The sequence below is a fragment of the Pseudolabrys sp. FHR47 genome (assembly GCF_005153485.1).
GTDB lineage: Bacteria > Pseudomonadota > Alphaproteobacteria > Rhizobiales > Xanthobacteraceae > Pseudolabrys.
Genome location: NZ_CP039740.1, coordinates 2,628,052 through 2,645,333 on the forward strand (window position 1 = coordinate 2,628,052; position 17,282 = coordinate 2,645,333).

Annotated in this window: 18 protein-coding genes, 2 tRNA genes and 1 pseudogene; 10 read left to right on the forward strand and 11 right to left on the reverse strand. The window is 62.8% G+C overall.

All coding sequences use genetic code 11. The annotated features are described in order from the left end of the window. Positions 1 to 17 precede the first annotated feature (17 nt). The gene (locus tag E8Q40_RS12930; RefSeq protein WP_137044946.1) at positions 18 to 899 is read left to right on the forward strand and encodes an alpha/beta fold hydrolase; all 882 of its coding nucleotides are present in this window, start codon (positions 18 to 20) and stop codon (positions 897 to 899) included. Between the two features lie 84 nt (positions 900 to 983). Here E8Q40_RS12930 and E8Q40_RS12935 read toward each other — a convergent pair whose 3' ends face one another. The 6 genes and pseudogenes from E8Q40_RS12935 to E8Q40_RS12960 all read right to left on the reverse strand — a co-directional run bounded on the left by E8Q40_RS12935 (position 984) and on the right by E8Q40_RS12960 (position 6,644). After that, positions 984 to 2,213, reverse strand: a complete 1,230-nt coding sequence (locus E8Q40_RS12935) for a porin (protein ID WP_168197829.1) — start codon at positions 2,211 to 2,213, stop codon at positions 984 to 986. A gap of 367 nt (positions 2,214 to 2,580) precedes the next feature. Next, positions 2,581 to 3,747 carry a site-specific integrase gene (locus E8Q40_RS12940; protein WP_168197830.1) on the reverse strand — a complete coding sequence of 389 codons (1,167 nt, stop codon included), beginning with the start codon at positions 3,745 to 3,747 and terminating at the stop codon, positions 2,581 to 2,583. 438 nt (positions 3,748 to 4,185) lie between these two features. After that, positions 4,186 to 4,262: transfer RNA gene (locus E8Q40_RS12945), tRNA-Pro, on the reverse strand. Between the two features lie 111 nt (positions 4,263 to 4,373). Further along, the gene (locus tag E8Q40_RS12950; RefSeq protein WP_137044949.1) at positions 4,374 to 4,823 is read right to left on the reverse strand and encodes a DUF192 domain-containing protein; all 450 of its coding nucleotides are present in this window, start codon (positions 4,821 to 4,823) and stop codon (positions 4,374 to 4,376) included. Positions 4,824 to 5,066: 243 nt separating this feature from the next. Beyond that, positions 5,067 to 5,579: pseudogene (locus tag E8Q40_RS12955) on the reverse strand (cold shock domain-containing protein); the annotation flags it as partial. 303 nt (positions 5,580 to 5,882) lie between these two features. Further along, positions 5,883 to 6,644, reverse strand: a complete 762-nt coding sequence (locus E8Q40_RS12960) for a Sir2 family NAD-dependent protein deacetylase (protein ID WP_137044951.1) — start codon at positions 6,642 to 6,644, stop codon at positions 5,883 to 5,885. A gap of 65 nt (positions 6,645 to 6,709) precedes the next feature. On the opposite strand from E8Q40_RS12960, the gene E8Q40_RS12965 reads away from it, so the two are divergent. From E8Q40_RS12965 to E8Q40_RS12975, 3 genes are all read left to right on the forward strand, one after another. Then, the gene (locus E8Q40_RS12965) at positions 6,710 to 7,165 is read left to right on the forward strand and encodes a VOC family protein (RefSeq protein ID WP_137044952.1); all 456 of its coding nucleotides are present in this window, start codon (positions 6,710 to 6,712) and stop codon (positions 7,163 to 7,165) included. 232 nt (positions 7,166 to 7,397) lie between these two features. Continuing rightward, positions 7,398 to 7,473: transfer RNA gene (locus tag E8Q40_RS12970), tRNA-Glu, on the forward strand. 122 nt (positions 7,474 to 7,595) lie between these two features. Further along, complete coding sequence (locus tag E8Q40_RS12975) at positions 7,596 to 8,150, forward strand: N-acetyltransferase (RefSeq protein WP_137044953.1); 555 nt, start codon at positions 7,596 to 7,598, stop codon at positions 8,148 to 8,150. Positions 8,151 to 8,176: 26 nt separating this feature from the next. On the opposite strand, the gene E8Q40_RS12980 is transcribed toward E8Q40_RS12975, so the two are convergent. After that, the gene (locus E8Q40_RS12980) at positions 8,177 to 8,551 is read right to left on the reverse strand and encodes a hypothetical protein (protein ID WP_137044954.1); all 375 of its coding nucleotides are present in this window, start codon (positions 8,549 to 8,551) and stop codon (positions 8,177 to 8,179) included. 74 nt (positions 8,552 to 8,625) lie between these two features. Then, positions 8,626 to 9,213, reverse strand: a complete 588-nt coding sequence (locus E8Q40_RS12985; RefSeq protein WP_168197831.1) for a TetR/AcrR family transcriptional regulator — start codon at positions 9,211 to 9,213, stop codon at positions 8,626 to 8,628. 161 nt (positions 9,214 to 9,374) lie between these two features. On the opposite strand from E8Q40_RS12985, the gene E8Q40_RS12990 reads away from it, so the two are divergent. The 3 genes from E8Q40_RS12990 to E8Q40_RS13000 all read left to right on the forward strand — a co-directional run bounded on the left by E8Q40_RS12990 (position 9,375) and on the right by E8Q40_RS13000 (position 12,507). Continuing rightward, positions 9,375 to 10,256, forward strand: a complete 882-nt coding sequence (locus E8Q40_RS12990) for an aldo/keto reductase family oxidoreductase (RefSeq protein WP_137044956.1) — start codon at positions 9,375 to 9,377, stop codon at positions 10,254 to 10,256. A 165-nt stretch (positions 10,257 to 10,421) separates the two neighbouring features. After that, complete coding sequence (locus E8Q40_RS12995) at positions 10,422 to 12,155, forward strand: cation:proton antiporter (protein WP_137044957.1); 1,734 nt, start codon at positions 10,422 to 10,424, stop codon at positions 12,153 to 12,155. 112 nt (positions 12,156 to 12,267) lie between these two features. Beyond that, positions 12,268 to 12,507, forward strand: a complete 240-nt coding sequence (locus tag E8Q40_RS13000) for a DUF2171 domain-containing protein (protein ID WP_137044958.1) — start codon at positions 12,268 to 12,270, stop codon at positions 12,505 to 12,507. On the opposite strand, the gene E8Q40_RS13005 is transcribed toward E8Q40_RS13000, so the two are convergent. Continuing rightward, positions 12,458 to 13,441, reverse strand: a complete 984-nt coding sequence (locus tag E8Q40_RS13005) for a DMT family transporter (RefSeq protein WP_137044959.1) — start codon at positions 13,439 to 13,441, stop codon at positions 12,458 to 12,460. The two genes, E8Q40_RS13000 and E8Q40_RS13005, sit on opposite strands and share 50 nt — an antisense overlap. Before the next feature lie 158 nt (positions 13,442 to 13,599). On the opposite strand from E8Q40_RS13005, the gene E8Q40_RS13010 reads away from it, so the two are divergent. Together E8Q40_RS13010 and E8Q40_RS13015 are read left to right on the forward strand one after the other, a co-directional pair. After that, entirely contained in the window at positions 13,600 to 13,974 is a 375-nt protein-coding gene (locus E8Q40_RS13010) for a helix-turn-helix domain-containing protein (RefSeq protein ID WP_137044960.1), read from the forward strand. Between the two features lie 180 nt (positions 13,975 to 14,154). Then, the gene (locus tag E8Q40_RS13015; protein WP_137044961.1) at positions 14,155 to 14,361 is read left to right on the forward strand and encodes a hypothetical protein; all 207 of its coding nucleotides are present in this window, start codon (positions 14,155 to 14,157) and stop codon (positions 14,359 to 14,361) included. Between the two features lie 105 nt (positions 14,362 to 14,466). Here the strand turns inward: E8Q40_RS13015 and E8Q40_RS13020 are convergent, their stop codons facing one another. Continuing rightward, positions 14,467 to 15,510 carry a lysine-2,3-aminomutase-like protein gene (locus E8Q40_RS13020; protein WP_137044962.1) on the reverse strand — a complete coding sequence of 348 codons (1,044 nt, stop codon included), beginning with the start codon at positions 15,508 to 15,510 and terminating at the stop codon, positions 14,467 to 14,469. 10 nt (positions 15,511 to 15,520) lie between these two features. Then, a complete protein-coding gene (gene epmA / locus E8Q40_RS13025) occupies positions 15,521 to 16,483 on the reverse strand; it encodes an EF-P lysine aminoacylase EpmA (protein ID WP_370455187.1) in 963 nt (320 codons plus the stop codon). Positions 16,484 to 16,675: 192 nt separating this feature from the next. Between epmA and efp the strand changes: the two genes are divergently transcribed. Next, positions 16,676 to 17,245, forward strand: coding sequence for an elongation factor P (efp, locus tag E8Q40_RS13030; protein ID WP_137046704.1), 570 nt, complete (start codon positions 16,676 to 16,678; stop codon positions 17,243 to 17,245). Positions 17,246 to 17,282 lie beyond the last annotated feature (37 nt).

Genomic DNA, 17,282 nt, shown 5'->3' on the forward strand with positions numbered 1-17,282 from the left:
ACGTTACCATGAGCGATATGCCGACTTCCCGTTTCGTCACCGCTGCCGACGGCATCAATATCCATGTGCGCGAGTACGCCGGGCGCGATGCCAACGCCCGGCCCGTCGTTTGCCTGCCCGGTCTGACGCGCACGACGGCGGATTTCGAAACGCTGGCCGAAGCATTGGCGGCCGCTTGCCGCCGCGTCGTCACCCTCGATTATCGCGGCCGCGGCCGCTCCGATTACGATCCCGACCCGGCCAAGTATTCGCTGCCCGTCGAGCTGGGCGACGTCATCACCGTGCTCACGGCGCTGGCCTGCGAGCCCGCCGTGTTCGTCGGTACCTCGCGCGGCGGCATTCTCACCATGCTGATGGCTGCGGTGCGTCCGGCCGCGATTGCCGGGGCCGTTCTCAACGACATCGGTCCGGTTCTGGAGGCCGAAGGGCTCGTGCGCATCAAAGGCTATGTCGGCAAGTTGCCGACCCCGGCGAGCTACGACGATGCCGCGCGCATTCTGGCTCGATTGTTCGGCGCGCAGTTTCCCAAACTCAGTCACGACGACTGGCTCAAGAGCGCCTACCGGACCTACAAGGACAAGGATGGCGTCCTGATCGCCGACTACGACGTCGCGCTCGCTCGGGCGCTCCAAGACTTCGATCCGACAAAGCCGCTGCCGGATCTGTGGCCGCAGTTCGAAGCACTCAAGCCGGTGCCAGTCATGGCCATCCGCGGCGCCAATTCCGATCTCTTGTCGGCCGCCACCCTAGACGAGATGAGCCTGCGCCATCCCGACCTTGAGACATTGATCGTGCCCGACCAGGGTCATGCTCCTCTGTTGGCCGAGGCCGACGTCATCGCCCGTATTGCCGCGTTCGTCGATCGCTGCGACGCGCGACGTGTCGGTATGTCGGCCTGACGGTCGGCAGCGACTGCTATCCCGACAATAAGAAACCCCCGGCTTTCGCCGGGGGCTCTTTAACATCGTTCCTAGATCGCGAGATCAGGGATAGAAGTTGCGCTGGGCGCGGAACATGCCCGACCACCAGCTGTTGTCGCCGATATTGGCGCCGGTGAACGCGGTGTTCTGCACCTGGTACATCACTTCGACGCTCAGGTCGAGGTTGGTGACCGGGGTCCAGACGGTGCGCGAACCGACCTGCCAGTACGACCAGTTGGCCGACGAGCCAGCGGTGGTGCCGGCCGCAGCGAGCTGCAGCGAGGCGCTGGCGGCAGTCGAGTACTCGAGCTTGCCGTAGGAGCCGTACAGCGAGGTCTTCCAGCCGGGGACCCAGTTGTGCTCGAAGCCGCCGGTGATCGACCAGCCGGTCGTCAGGTCGGCCGTGCCGGCACCGGTAATCACCGAATCCCAAGCCGGGCCGTAGGAGATCGTGCCGCCGCGCTGGGTGGTCTGCGCCTGAGCGAGGCCCGAACCGACATAGTCGATCGCGCCGACGCCGTAGGTGAACTGACCCATGATGTAGTCGCCCTTGCCGAGCATCGGCAGGTTGACCTTCAGACCGGCGCCGAACGCCCAGCCGGCTTCATCGTCCGGGTTGCCGACAACGCCGTAGTTGACCTGGTGGTAGGCGCCCATGATCTGGGCCGAACCCCAGGCCTGGTCGATACGCAGGTTGCCGACGATGTCGGGCATCGACTGGCCGCCCGCGGTGTTCGACGTACCGGTGGCGGTCGCAACGCCCATACGATGGGCATTGTTGTTTTCAGCCGAGATCGAGGCCGACAGACCGTTACCGAGCTGGGCGGTGTAGGCCCAAAGTTCAACACCGTTGCCGCCGTTGAACGACGACCAGACGTTCGACTGGTTCGAATAGGGCTGACTGTCGAAGTCGAAGAACGAACCGGTGCGGCCCATGGTGAAGCCAGCGAACTGGATGAACGCCGCCGGCGAGTACATGCGGTCATAGGCGGACGCGCCGGTGCCGTTGGTCGGGGTACCGCTGGTACCCGAGTTATCCGACGTCGCCGCCAGATAAGCATAGCCGCGCAGCGTGCCGTAGGCGGTCTGCGAGCGGGCATCGGCCGTGATGCCGGCGCGGGTGCGCCAGTTCTGGGTGTTGGTCGAACGCGCATCCCAGTTCTGGAACAACGGAGTGAACGAGCCGCCGGCGCCGAAGTTCACCTCGGCGCGGACAAAGCCGCCGATCTTGATGCAGGTATCCGTGCCCGGCATGTAGTAGAAGCCAGCTCCGTAGAGCGAGCAAATCTTCACGTACTGGACCGGTTTGAAGGCAGCGGCGGCAAGAATCGCAATCGCGTCAATGGCAGCATGTCAGGCGAACGGCGGTGTTCAGCTTTTGTCGCTATGACGTCATCTCGGCCCGCCGTGGGTCGCACCAAAAGCCAAGCGATTGAATCGAACTCTCAATTGAAGATCGACATGCGATAAGGCGGCCACTGCTCGATAGGTATAGCCTCGGATGACCAAACCCGGATCGAAATGCATACAAAAAAACCGCGCGCCGATCTTGGCGCGCGGTGCGTTAGCAAGAGGTAAACAGACTTATTCAGAGCAGCGCGCGCAAAGGCACACGGCCTCGCCTTCGCGATACCGGTTGCTCAGACGCAAACGTTGACGGTCAGTTGCTGTGTTGCGGCGGTGGCTCGGCCTGGAACGTCACGACCTGCTGAATGAGATCGGCAGCGTCGCTCAGCGTCTCCTGCGACAAATGCGCGTAGCGCTGCGTCGTCCGCGCATGCATATGTCCGAGCAGGCCCTGCACGACATAAAGCGATACACCGCGGTTTACCAGGAAGCTGGCGAATGAATGCCGCAGATCGTGCAGCCGCACGTCACCGAGCCCCGCTCGTTTGCGGATTCGATCCCAAGGAAAGAACAGCGATGCCGACGGTCGGCCCGTGACTTCCGACGGAAAGATATAAGGATTGTCGTCGACGCGCGGGGTCGCAGTCAGGAGTGCGATCGCCGACTGGTTGAGTGCGATGACACGCGCCCTGCCCGATTTCGATTTCGGCACGAGCAACGTCTTGTTTTTCCAGTCGACATAGTCCCATTTGGCAAAGGTGATTTCGTTTCGTCGTGCACCGGTGAGCAGCAGAAGCAGGACGGACCGCGCCGCAGTACTATTCTCGTCGGCGTGGATGGCGCGCACCAGGTTCTCGGCTTCCTCTTCGGAGAGGAACCGGTTGCGCTGGACGTCAGGACCCGCACTCAGGCCGGCCGCCGGATTGTTTTCGCCGCCCGGCGTCTTCCATTTGCGCGCCAGATTGTAAATGTAGCGGAGAATGACGATGACCCGGTTCATTGTGCCGGGCGCGTAGCCATCCGCGCGCATGGTGTTGATCAGGTTCGAGATGGCTTCGGTCTTCACCTCGTCGAGCGCAAGCGCCCCGAGACTCGGCAGAACATGAATGCGCAGGACCGTCTCATCGGTCTGCCAACTGCTCTTGTAGGTTTGGACGTAGGGCAGATAGCGCTCGGCCACGAAGTCGCGCAGCAATGGAATGGCGCGCATCTCACGACGCTTCTGCTGCGGATCAGCGCCGAGCAACGCTTCCGCGACAACCTGCTTGGCCTTGCGGCGCGCCTGATCGAGCGTGACGACGTCAGCGGGACCGATCTTGTATTGCCGCTCGCGGCCGCGCTCGTCGGTGTAGCGCTGGTAGTAGGTCTTTCCTCCAGATTGGCGCACCTCGAGCAAAAAGCCGCGCTGACCGAGGTCGAAATAATCGGTCTTCTTGCGGTCAGGGGCGCATTGCACCTGCCGCACGAAACTCGCGGTCAACGCAACTGTTGGCATAACTCAACGAACTGTTTGACGCCCCGCCGTTTATTTAGGTCGGCAGTGGCGCAATACCCCTCTCAGGCGCGTAACTTTTAAAGTTACGCGCATAAACGAATTATTAATTGTTATGTAGGTGACGCAATTTGGCAAGGAAAAATTATATTTTATGATCTTCTATACTTCGATAATTACCTAAACTCGATTTCTCTATATCTTCCATGGCTATACATCGCTACTTTGCACTGCGGCCTCTTTTCAGCGGCGTGCGACGCAAAAATCGCAATGGCGGCCTTTGCAAGCCTGGGTAGGCAGACAAGGCGATTATCTTGCCAAAGCAAGAAATAGAACTCGGTTACCGGTCCGAAGACTTTCCGAATACATGGCGCGACAGATTGGCGCCCAACGATGACTATGAAGAATAATGAAGACCAAGAAAAATGGTCGGAGCGGCAGGATTTGAACCTGCGACCCTCTGGTCCCAAACCAGATGCGCTACCAGACTGCGCTACGCTCCGATATCCGGCCGACATTTGCCACCAAGTGGCACCATTCGGAATGGCGACATTCCCTGCGGCCGGGGATGCCGGCTAGGTACACGCTTCGCCGACGGGCGGCAAGCAAGCCGCTCAGGGCCCGAAAATCGGGTGCGTGACCTTGTCGCCCGGCGCGATGCCGAGCTTGCGCGAGGTCCCGGCGACCACCTCCAGCACCCCCCGCACCGGCCCGCGCGAGGGCACATTGCGCGTCGACAGGGGCGTGGTGTTCTCCTCGATGCGCCAGATGGTGCCGTCGCCGCGGATGAAGATCATGTCGAGCGCGACATAGGTATTGTCCATCCAGAATGCGACTTCCTGCTCCTTCTGGAAGTCGAACAGCATGCCGTGATCCGGCGCCAGCTCCTTGCGGTACATCAGGCCCTTGGCGCGCTCGGCCTCGGTCCGCGCCAGTTCGACGGTGAAGGAATGCACGCCGGTCTTGCTGGCGATGGTCACCACATCGTCGCCGGCGGCGCGCGCAGGCAGGACGGCCACCCACAATCCAAACAGGATCGCGGCGATCAGACGAAAGCAGTGCATGAAGAGATCCTCGGAAGTCGTTCGACCCGTCGTTCCCGCGAAGGCGGGAATCCAGCCCTTCGCTGAGCAGACGAGCGCTGGATCGTCCGCCTTCGCGGACGATGACGGCGAACTGTCGCAAGCAATCGCGGCTACGGCAAGACGACGGAGCAGACGATCAGGCAGGACACCGGCGCGCCGGACAAAAAAGCAAAGGCCCGAACGAACCGTTCGGGCCTCAAACCGCGATCGACCTTCGGTCGCTCAGTGCGACGACAGCGCCAGCGGCCCGCCATCCGGCCGAACCTCGGCCGCCATCATCCCCTTCGGCCCGGGCCCGAAGCGGACCAGCACCGTCTGGCCGGGACGCAGTTCGGCGAAACCGAAGCGGCGCAGCGTTTCCATATGGACGAAGATGTCCGGCGTACCCTCGCCGCGCGTCAGGAAGCCGAAGCCGCGCAGCCGGTTGAACCACTTGACCTGGGCCCGCTCGAGGCCGCTGGTCGGCGTCACCGTCACGTGGGTCCGCGGCGCGATCTCGGCCGGATGGATTGCCGTCGATTCATCCATCGAGACGACGCGGAAGGCCTGCAGGCCCTTGGGCCGCGGCTGCACTTCCACCACGATCCGGGCGCCCTCGTAGGCGGTCTGGAAACCGTCGCGGCGCAGGCAGGTGACGTGCAGGAGAACGTCCGGCATGCCGTTGTCGGGAACGATGAAGCCGAAACCCTTCGACACATCGAACCACTTGATCACGCCGGCGACTTCGATGAGATCAGTTGCCCGCTCGTCGCCAAGGTCTCGGACCAAGCCGGGTCGGAGAGTTGTATCTGGCATATTCGATCAATCCCGTTCGACGTCTCTGAGCCGGCCCGGCGATCATTACCGTTTCGGCGTTGCCCCGTTTGACGCTTCCGGACGCCCTTTGAAGTGGCGTTTGTGTGGAATCGCTTCGGCGAATCTGTGGATTCAAGATAACACCCGGTCTAAAGCCGCAAAGGCCAAAATGCTCTTGCACACAGCTTCTCAGGCGCCGCAGTCGCAAAGCGAATCAGCGGCGCTCTTGTGTTGTGCGGGATGTCAGTGGCGAATGAATGGTGCGAGCACGTCGCCGATGTCGTTGCGCACAACAAGATCGGCGAACTCGTCGAGTTCGGTCGGCTCGCGATTGACGATGACGAGTTTCGCGCCGTTGCGTTTCGCCATCAACGGTATGCCGGCGGCCGGCCAGACCACCAGCGAGGAACCGACCGACAGGAACAGGTCGCAATCGGCCGCAAGTTCCTGCGCGCGCCGCATCGGTTCTTCCGGCATGGCCTGGCCGAAGGACACGGTCGCGGTCTTGATGATGCCGCCGCAATCGCAAGCCGGCGGCTCCTCTCCGCTCGCCTCGAAGGTTTCCCGGATCGGCCCCAGTTCGTAGCGCTGCGCGCAGTCGAGGCAGGTGGCGTAGGTGGTGTTACCGTGCAGCTCGATGACGTCTTGCGGTGCAACACCGGAGACCTGATGAAGGTTGTCGATGTTCTGCGTGATCACGGCCGACGCCTTGCCCACTTTGTAGAGGCTCGCCAGCGCCAGATGGCCGCGGGTGGGCCGGGCCGCCGCGAAGGTCGCCTCGATATTGAAGCGCCGCCGCCAGGCTTCGCGCCGCGCTTCGACACTGGCGACATATTCATCGAACGGGATGGGACGATTTTTGGTCCAGATCCCGCCGGGCGACCGAAAGTCCGGAATGCCGGACTCGGTGGAGATGCCCGCCCCGGTGAACGGCACGATCCGCTCCGCGTCCTCGATGAGGTCGCGCAAGGCGGCAATTGCGGCGTCGAGGTTGGGAGCGATCATTGCGCTGTCGGCGTCGAGGTTCTATTGCGGTACGGCGTTACGTGCCGATCCCGGAGGTTTGTCCCATGCGATTTCTGCACACCATGCTGCGCGTCCGCAATCTCGACGACGCGCTCGATTTCTACGTCAACAAGCTCGGCCTGAAAGAGACGCGCCGCCGCGTCGACGAGAAGAACCGTTACACCCTCGTGTTCCTCGCCGGCCCGGACGACGCCGACGCGCTCGATGTCGCCAAGAAGAAGGGCCGCCCCGGGCCGGAGGTCGAACTGACCTATAACTGGGACACCGAGGACTATGGCGAGGCACGCTATTTCGGCCACCTCGCCTATGAGGTCGACAATATCTACGAGACCTGCGAGCGGCTGATGAAGGCCGGCGTCACCATCAACCGGCCGCCGCGCGACGGCGTGATGGCCTTCGTACGCTCGCCCGACAAGCACTCGATCGAGCTGCTGCAGAAGGGCGCCGCGTTGCCGCCGCAGGAACCCTGGGCCTCGATGAAGAACACCGGGCACTGGTAATCGCCGCCATCGACCCGATATGGAGGGCTGAGGCAACAAAGGCTGCCGGGTGGGTCCAGTTGGCCTGTCCGGTGGCCGGTTGGCCCCGGCCCCTACTTTCCCGCCCTTCCCGACCGCAATTCTCGTGACTTGTCGAAGACTTGGCCAACTTGCCCCGGAGGCCGGCCCAAGACTTGCCCGACGCGGCGAACCCCTTTATAGGTCGCCGCCTTGGCGCCATTCGGCGCCACTTGCGCCCTTCGTCTAGAGGCCTAGGACACCGCCCTTTCACGGCGGTAACAGGGGTTCGAATCCCCTAGGGCGCGCCATTGCTGGCGCAATGGCTTCCTTCCAGAGCCCGGACTCGATCAGCCGGCGGCTCGGACGGCAATCGATCGCGACGCACACGCGCTGTCCAATTGTCGGCCTAAGCGCAGGGTAACGCGTCGCCATGACGAGCGAAATAGTGACCCTCACAGACGTCCATCCAAGGGATATCGCGACCTTCAAGAAGGAACTGCAAGATGCGTTTGCGGTGGCCGTGGTCGACGAGTTTGGAGCTCTGCCGGACGGGCCAATTCCATCCGACCACGACTTGAACGCAGCCATCACAGCACCCGGTGCCGTGGTTCTGCGCATCCTATCCGACGGTCGAAAGATTGGCGGTGCGGTCGTAACCCTCGACATGGACACAAATCACAACTCGCTCGATCTGTTCTTCATCAAGGTCGGAGAGCATGGTCGCGGTCTGGGCCTGAAAGCCTGGTTGGCAATTGAGCGACGTTATCCGGAGACGGTCCGATGGCAGACGCATACCCCATACTTCGAGAAGCGAAACATCCACTTCTACGTAAACAAGTGCGGATTTAAGATCATAGAGTTCTTCAATCGGCACCATTCCGACCCGCACCACCCGGGAGGTCCGGACGACCTACCCGGAGATGGTGAAGCCTTTCAGTTCGAGAAGGTCATGAGGTCGCCTAATGGACGCTTCGACCCCGCCTAGAGCGACCGCTTGCCACCCGAACACCTTCAGGCCTTCTCCCCCCGAGCAGCCGCCATCACGAAAGCCAGCGTGAACAGCACATGGATCACCAGAAACAGCCTGGCGATGTCCCTCGCCTCGCCACTTGCGACGCCCCAGATGTCGTTCGCCGCGACGGCGCCGAAGCCGACAATGTTCGCAAGCAAGACGACGCGGAGCGTCGGAGGTCCGGCGTTTCTCGACAGCCAGTTCAGTACGGCAATGCCGAGAAACGGCCCGCCCAGAAGCCGCAACAGCGCGAGCAGCTCAGGCGCCGCATCCCCCGGAACGGCACCACGGCCGAACTGCAGCGGAAAGAACATCAGCGCTAAGCCGACAAGGGCCAGGTAAAGCGCCGATATGATCAGCGTCAGTTTCGTCATGGCTCATCCTGCAATCAACTCTGCCGGCAAACTCTCCCGCACGCGGGTCCTTTGAAATCTCCGTTCCCTGGTTTTTAGGGTTGTGCCGCACCACAGCTTCCTACGGCCGCAAGGTAACAACGGCACATAAGTACGAGATGGTGCCGGAGGTTCCTCACCATCGCGGGCGACGCGCCCGCCTCCAAAACGGCCCTGGTGCTTCCGGCTATCGCACCAATCATCATCTGAGCCGCGAAATTTCCGGGCGACAATGCGAAGTCCGGCGCCGTCCGTAGGGATTGCTCAAGAGATTTGACGGATTTCTGAAGGCTGCGCCGCGCCACCGCCGCCCCGTCGATCTCGGCGGCAATCCGATATAGCGCCATCGAAATATCGCGGCGCGCCATCTTCGCATCCAGATAGGCCTCAACGACCCGCTCCACGATATCGCTCATCGCCTTTCCGCGAGCGCTTTCGCACGCGGCCGTCACCGCATCGGCCACCTTGCCGAGATGGATTTCCAGGACCGCGCAGAGCAAGGCCTGCTTGTTGGGGTAGTACTGATAGAGCGTGCCGACGGACACTCCCGCCCTCTCAGCGACACGCGTCGTTGTCAGACGTTCGGCTCCATCGCGGAGCAAAACCTGAATCGCCGCCTCATGAACGGCATCCACCGTCGCCACCGACCGCGCCTGGGAGGGCGTTTTTCTTGACCGGAGCGAGGCGGAAGCGGATCGCGGCAAATGCGAATTCCAAATCTGAAGGTTCCTTCAGATAATGACCGTAGCGAAGTCATGGCCGCCCGACAACGGCAGGGCTCGCCCGATCTTTGGGAGACTGCCCCTTGTCCAACGCTGCAAACGCTTCCGCTTTCAAACTCGGCACCCGCACCGTCAACCGCATCGGCTATGGCGCGATGCAACTGGCGGGCCGTGGGGCCTTCGGTCCGCCAAGAGATCACGGCGAAGCGATTGCCGTGTTGCGCGAAGCGATCGCAAGCGGCGTCAATCATATCGACACCAGCGACTTTTACGGGCCTCACATTACGAACGCCATTATTCGGGAAGCGCTGCACCCGTACTCCGATGGCCTCACGATCGTCACGAAAATCGGCGCAAAACGCGATTCAAAGGGCGCGTGGATGCCGGCGCTTTCACGAGAGGACATTATCGAGGCAGTCCATGACAACCTGCGCAATCTGCGTATCGACGCGATCGACGTCGTGAATTTGCGAGCCATGTTCCACCCACACCACCCTGCTGAGGGTTCGCTTGATGCCCACCTCGAAGCTCTGATCGATCTTCAGCAGCAAGGTCTCGTCCGGCACATTGGGCTCAGCCATGTCACGCCGAAGCAAATCTCGGACACGCGGAAGATGTGCAAGATCGTCTGCGTCCAGAACCACTACAATCTGGCACAACGCGACGACGATACACTCATCGATGAACTGGCCCGCGACGGCATCGCTTACGTTCCCTATTTTCCGGCGGGCGGCTTCACGCCATTGCAGTCGCGGGAGCTATCGCTCATCGCAACCAATCTCGAGGCGACGCCGCGTCAGATCGCTCTCGCCTGGCTGCTGGCGCGCGCACCCAACATATTGCTCATACCGGGGACCTCCAAGGTTGCTCATCTGCGAGAGAACCTGGCCGCGTCGGCGATCAAGCTTCCAGACGACGCGGTGACCCGGCTAAGCGCGATTGCCGCGAGCGGTTCGAAACCTTGAACGCAGCCCACTCAAGGAGGATGTCTCTCGATCGGACTAGCAGCCCGCAGTTCGACCGCCTGCGACAGGCGGGCTTGCCGCCAAACCGCCGATCCCCCTTGATCGGCTGCGCCGACGATGGTCTATCCTACCCGCGCTGGGAAGCATCGGGGCGCGGGGGCAAACGTGCATCACGAAGTCACACTGATCGCGACGGTGGCGCTCGCCTTCGTCTTCGCGGCCGTCATGGGCTATGCCGCGGACCGGCTGCGCCTGCCGCCGCTGGTCGGCTATCTCGCCGCCGGCATGCTGATCGGGCCGGCGACGCCCGGCTTCGTCGCCGATGCCGGCCTCTCCGCGCAGCTCGCCGAGATGGGCGTGATCCTGCTGATGTTCGGCGTCGGCCTGCATTTCTCGGCGGCCGACTTGCTGGCCGTGCGTGGTGTCGCGGTGCCCGGCGCCATCGGCCAGATCATCCTCGCCACCCTCGTCGGCATGGGCCTGTGCGCGCTGTGGGGCTGGGGCGTGGGCGCCGGCCTGGTCTTCGGGCTGAGCCTGTCGGTCGCCAGTACGGTGGTGGTGCTCAAGGCGCTGGAAGAGCGCAACATGGTCTCTTCGATCAACGGCCGCGTCGCGGTCGGCTGGCTGATCGTCGAGGACCTCGCCATGGTGCTGGCGCTGGTGCTGCTGCCGGCCTTCGCCGGCGTGCTCGGCGGCAACGCCGGCGGCGGCCATGGTGGCGGCGGCGGGGATAGCCTCGCGATCGCGCTGAACATCGGCAAAACGCTGCTCAAGGTCGGTGCGTTCACTGCGCTGGCCATGTATTTCGGACCGAAGATCGTGCCGCGCCTCTTGAAGATGGCGGCGCGCACCGGCTCGCGCGAATTGTTCACCCTCACCGTGCTCGCGATCGCACTCGGCATCGCCTTCGGCGCCGCCGTGGTGTTCGACGTGTCTTTCGCGCTCGGCGCGTTCTTCGCCGGCGTCGTCATGAGCGAGTCGCGGCTCAGCCACCGGGCTGCGGCGGACTCGCTGCCGCTGCAGGATGCCTTCACCGTGCTGTTCTTCGTCTCGGTCGGCATGTTGTTCGACCCCTGGGTGCTGCTGCGCGAGCCCGGCAAGGTGCTCGGCGCGCTGGCACTGATCATGATCGGCAAGGCGGCGATCGCCTTCGTGATCGTGGCCGCGCTGCGCTATCCGATCGGGCTCGGCCTCACCGTGGCGGCAAGTCTGGCGCAGATCGGCGAGTTCTCGTTTATCCTGGCCGGCCTCGGCATCTCGCTTGGCCTCCTCACCCGCGAAGGCCAGGACCTCATTCTCGCCGCGGCAATCCTGTCCATCCTCCTCAATCCCCTCGCCTTCACAGCGAGCGATGCGCTGCAGAAGATCGTTCGCGTCAAATGGCCGGCGCTGTGGGCCGGCTACGGCCGCCAACGCATCGATGAGCTCGGCGGCGAACTACAGCGCATCCGGGAGCTCAGCGAGGAGCGCGAGGCGCAGCATCAGATCGAGAAGCACAAGCTCATCCAGACCTTCCCGCTGTTCGCCGGGGTCGACGAGCATTCCCTCGAAGAGCTTCTGCTGCTGTTCAAGCCGAGCTCGGCCTCGCCCGGCGACCGCGTCGTGCGCAAGGGCGAGCGCGGCGACGCCATGTATTTCATCGCCGCTGGCGCCGTGGAGGTGAAGCTGGACGACCGGTCCATCCGCCTCGAAGCCGGAAGTTTCTTCGGCGAAATGGCGCTGCTCAGCGGCGAACGCCGCATCGCCGACGTCGTCGCCATCGACTTCTGCGAGTTCCTGGTGCTCAAGAGCCGCGACTTCAACCGCTTCGTGTCGAAGCACCCGGAACTGAAGGAAGCCGTCAGCACCATGGCCAGCCAGCGGCGCAAGACGAACGCCGCGCCTGTGACGACGGAATAGCCGCGCCACGCTGGCGACGCAGCCTGACAATCGCCCGGAACCGAGTTCTTCGGAATCGGCCTGAACATTTCGCCGCATCCGTGAGTTGTCGACGAAATGACAGGAGGCTCTCATGGCTGACATCAAGGAACATATGAAGATCATCGGCAAAGACGGCGCCCATGTCGGCACCGTCGACGGTGTCGAAGGCGACCGTATCAAGCTGACCCGCAACGACAACCCGGCCGGCCACAAGGACCACCATCACTATATCGACCGCAAGCTGGTCGGCTCGGTGGAAGGCGATGTGGTCAAGCTGTCGGTCAACGCTTCGTCGGTGCCGGAAATGGAAGCCTCGGGCGCCAAGATCTGACGTCAGGTTTTCGCCGCGTTGGACCGGCCTCCTTCGGGGCCCGTTTCTTTATCGGCATGCGCACGACGCCGACACCGACCAGAATGCCGGCCAGCACCAGGCCGAAGCCCGCCAGCATTTCCGGCGTCAAACGCTCTCCGAGCAGCAGGATGCCCAGCACCATCGCCGCGACCGGATTGAGCGTCAGATACAGAACCGTGGTCGTCGGCGGCAGCCAGCGCAGCGCCCACATGAACAATGAGAATTGCACGGCCCCGGCAACGGTGCCGAGAAACAGGACCGCAAGCCAACCTCTGGCGCTGAAGACCGGAAGCTCCGCGCCATGCCTGATGACGACAATAGGCAGCAGGGCCAGCACCGCAAAAGCCATGGCGAGCGCGGTGACGAAGAGCGGGCCGTAACGCATCAGCGTGGCGCGGCTGAAGACCGAATAGATCGCGGCGCAAAACACGCCGAGTAGCATCAGCCCATCGCCCAACAAGTAACCCGAATGCCCCGGCTCAAAAGCCGCCGTTCCGAAGGCCAGCACGATACCGGCAAAGGCCATGCAGACTCCGATCACCTTGGCCGGCGTGAAATGCTCCCGGCCGAAGATGAAGGCAACGATCATGGTCTGGATCGGAATGGTGGCAAGGCCGATGGCGCCGCGCGCCGCCGGCACATATTGCAATGATGCATTGAAGGCCCAGGGAAACAACACGAAGAACAAAACACCGAAGCCGGCAATCTTTGCATAGTCGGCAAAGCCCAGGCGCTCGCGTGCCCAAATCGTCCATAGGAACGGCACAAGGCAAGCCACCGATACAACGTAGCGATAAAAGACCAGCGAAAGCGGGTCGGTCTCGCCGATCACAAAACGAGTGGCGACAACCGCAGTACCGGCGCTGACCGCGGCGGTGAAGGCCGCGATGTGAGCCAGCAAGGTTCTGTTCATGCGGCGCCCCCTGCTCCCCGGCCGCGCGCCGGCTTCCGAGTCACTTTCATTATGCAAGTTACGTTACGCGACACCCTTTCGTTTTGCAAGTGACTTTGCTAGAAAGTTGGGAACCGCACGACGAAACGGCCGCGGCGAAAACGGAGGCGCCCTTAGCGATGGCCAAGCACGATTTCCGGTCGACCTGCTCGATCGCCCGCACGCTCGAATTGGCCGGCGACAAATGGACCCTGCTGATCGTGCGCGACCTGCTGTGGCACGGCAAACAGACTTTCCAAGCGCTGCAGGACAGCGCCGAGCATATTCCCTCCAATATCCTGTCGGAGCGGCTGAAGCGCCTCGTCGAATGGGGCCTCGTCCGGCGCGCGCCCTATCAACAAAACCCGGTGCGCTACGCCTATCACCTCACCGACAAGGGCAAATCACTCGAGCCCGTCCTGCTTCAGATCATGGCCTGGGGCCACCGGCATCTCGGCGGCGGCCGCTACGACCCGGCGACAGGAAAGAGCTACAAGCCATCTGCCGGGTCGTGATGCGACCATCCGCCCTGATCCGAGCGAGGTGCGTCATTTCGCCTGCCGCGACATGTCCGCCATGCGCTGATCTGGCACATTTCGACCGCAATTTAACGCAGACATTATGGGTGTCGTCGGCGCAGGCGATTACATTTCCGGCGCAGAGTTTCGCGCACGGCTCAACGAGGAGCGACAGCCATGATCAACGGCAAGAGCTTCGTTGGCAGAAGCTTCCCCGGCCAAAGCTTTCGTAACCGGACCGAGATATCGTCGAGCGGCTTTATCGATGCGCTGCGCCGCGATGCCGCCTTCATCTGGAATGTGCTGATCAGCGCGGTGTTCGTCGTCTTCGTCGCGCTGGCGGTGGCGTCCGCCGTGCTCGACCTGATCGCGATTCGTCATTGATGACACTAGACCACGATCCATCTCGATCAAATCCGATCGTGGTCTAGCTTTTTGTTAGAGCATGATCTTTTCCGAAAACCGGTTTCCACTTTTCGGGATCATGCTCTAGCGGTAAGCGTGCCGCTTGCCGTTGAAGTCTTCCACCTCATAGCCGGCTTCGGTCTCACCGATGTAATTCGGTCCGATCGGCGATTTGCCGTGGCCGCCGGGAATGTCGAGCACGTAAGACGGCTGACACAGCCCTGACGTCCGGCCGCGCAAGTCGCGCATGAGCCCCTGCCCCGTCGCGATGTCGGTGCGCAGATGCGCGGTGCCGGGCGCGAGATCGCCGTGGTGCAGGTAATAAGGCTTGATGCGGTTCTCGACGCAGGCGCGCATCAGGTCGCTCATGGCCTCCGCCGTATCGTTGACTCCCTTGAGCAACACCGACTGGCCCAACAAGGGAATGCCGGCATCGGCGAGCCGTGCGCAGGCTTCGCGCGCTTCACCGCTCAGTTCACGGGCGTGATTGACGTGAATGGCAACGTAGACCGCTTTGCCCGAGGCCTTGAGCGCGCGAACGAGATCGGGCGTGATGCGCAGCGGCTCGGCGACCGGCATGCGGGTGTGAATGCGCACCACCTTCACATGATCGATCGCGGCGAGCTCCTTCATCACCGCGCGCAGCCGGCGCGGCGACAGGATCAGCGGATCGCCGCCGGTGAAAATGACCTCCCAGATCTCGTTGTGAGCGCGGATGTAATCGAGCGCGGTCTTGAGCGCCTGCGGCGACAGCGCGTTCGGCTTGTCGGGCCCGACCATTTCGCGGCGGAAGCAGAAACGGCAATAAACCGCGCAGACGTGAGTGAGCTTCAGCAGCACGCGGTCCGGATAACGATGGACGATGCCCTCGACCGGCGAATGCGTGTCATCGCCAATGGGATCGGCCAGTTCTTCGGGGCGTGTCTCGAGTTCGGCAGCATCGGGAACGAACTGGCGCGCGATCGGGTCATTCGGATCGTCGCGGTCGATCAGCGCGGCCAGTGCCGGCGGCAGCGCCACGGCGTAACGCGCGGCGACCTTCTCCAGCACGGCGCGTTCTTCCGGTGTGACGAAGCCGGTTTCACCGAGTTGCGAAATGTTCCGCAGCGTTTGAATTCGTGCATCCATGGCTCGGCCTCTAATCCTGAACCGGGGTCCAGATCACCTGTTCGATATGCTCGGCGCCGGCAGCCAGCATCGCCAGCCGCTCGAAGCCGAGCGCGATGCCGGAGGCGGGCGGCATGATTGCGAGCGCATCCAGAAAATCCTCGTCGATCGGATAACGCTCGCCATGGATGCGCTGCTTCTCGTCCATCGCCGCATTGAAGCGCCGGCGCTGCTCGGCGGCGTCGGTCAGTTCGGCGAAGGCATTGCCGAGTTCGATGCCGCAGGCGTAAATCTCGAAGCGCTCGGCCACTTTATCACTTCCGGGCTTCGCCCGCGCCAGCGCCGCCTGCGGCAGCGGATATTCATACAAGATCGTGGCGCGTTCGTTGCCGAGATGAGGCTCGATCTTCTCGACCAGAATGCGGCTGAAAATGTCGCCCCAGTCGTCGCCGCTGCCATAGGCGATGCCGGCTTGCGCCGCTTCGCGGGCGAGACATTCTCGGTCGCCCTCACCTTCGCCGATCGTGCCAAGGAGATCGATGCCGGCATAGCGCGCAAAGGCCTCGGCCACCGTGAGGCGCTGCGGCACGGCGAAGGGATCGATCTCGCGGCCGCGAAACGCAAACCGCGTTGCGCCTGTGGCGCGGGCCGCCTCGGCGATGATCGCCGCGCAATCGTCCATCAGTGCCTCATAGGGCTCGTTCGCGCGGTACCATTCGATCATCGTGAACTCAGGGTGATGCAGCGCGCCACGCTCGCGGTTGCGGAACACCCGGGCGAAATCGACAATGCGGGTCTCGCCCGCTGCCAGCAGTTTCTTGCAGGCAAACTCCGGTGAGGTCCTCAAGTACCGCCGCCGTTCAGCGGTGTCGGGCCCGATGAGGGCCGTCGAAAAGGCATGAAGGTGGGTTTCGTTGCCGGGCGAGACCTGCAGGGTTGCGGTCTCCACCTCGAGGAAGCCAGCCCCGGCGAACCAGGCCCGGAGCGCAGCCATCACCCGGCCGCGGGCCAATAAATATGGCCGGCGAGCGGCGTGCCTACCCGGGAGCCAGAAAGTGGTCGGATTTCCGGCCATTTACCGCGTCCGCCGCCCGGTCCGGAAAGGCTGGAAATGGACGCGAAGATCGCTATGGTGCCCCCGAATCCGGCCCCGTTCGCCGGGACCGTCTCATTTTCAAGGATCGTCATCGTGAAGGTCATCGCCAGCCAAGTTCGTAAGGGCAACATCCTGGATATCGAGGGCAAGCTTTATGTCGTCCTCAATGCCGAGAGCTTCCACCCCGGCAAGGGTACGCCCACCACCCAGATCGATATGCGCCGGATTTCCGACGGCGTGAAGACCCAGCAGCGCTACAAGACCACCGACCAGGTCGAGCGCGCCCATGTCGAGGAAGTGGAATATTCCTATCTCTATAACGACGCCGAAGGCTTCCACTTCATGAACGATGAGACCTACGACCAGGTCCAGGTTCCGGCCGACGTCGTTGGCGATGCCGCCGCCTATCTGCAGGAAGGCATGAAGGTGAACCTGTCGATGCACGAAGGCGTCGCGATCTCGATCGAAATCCCGCAGAAGGTCACGCTCGAAATCACCGAGACCGAACCGGTCGTGAAGGGCCAGACCGCGTCGGGCTCGTTCAAGCCGGCGATCCTGTCGAACGGCGTGCGCACCATGGTGCCGACCCACATCGTCGCGGGCACCCGCGTCGTGGTCATGACCGCCGACGGCGCCTACGTCGAACGCGCCAAGGACTGACCTGAACAGGTCCGGCGGGGCGTTCAGCCCCGCTCGG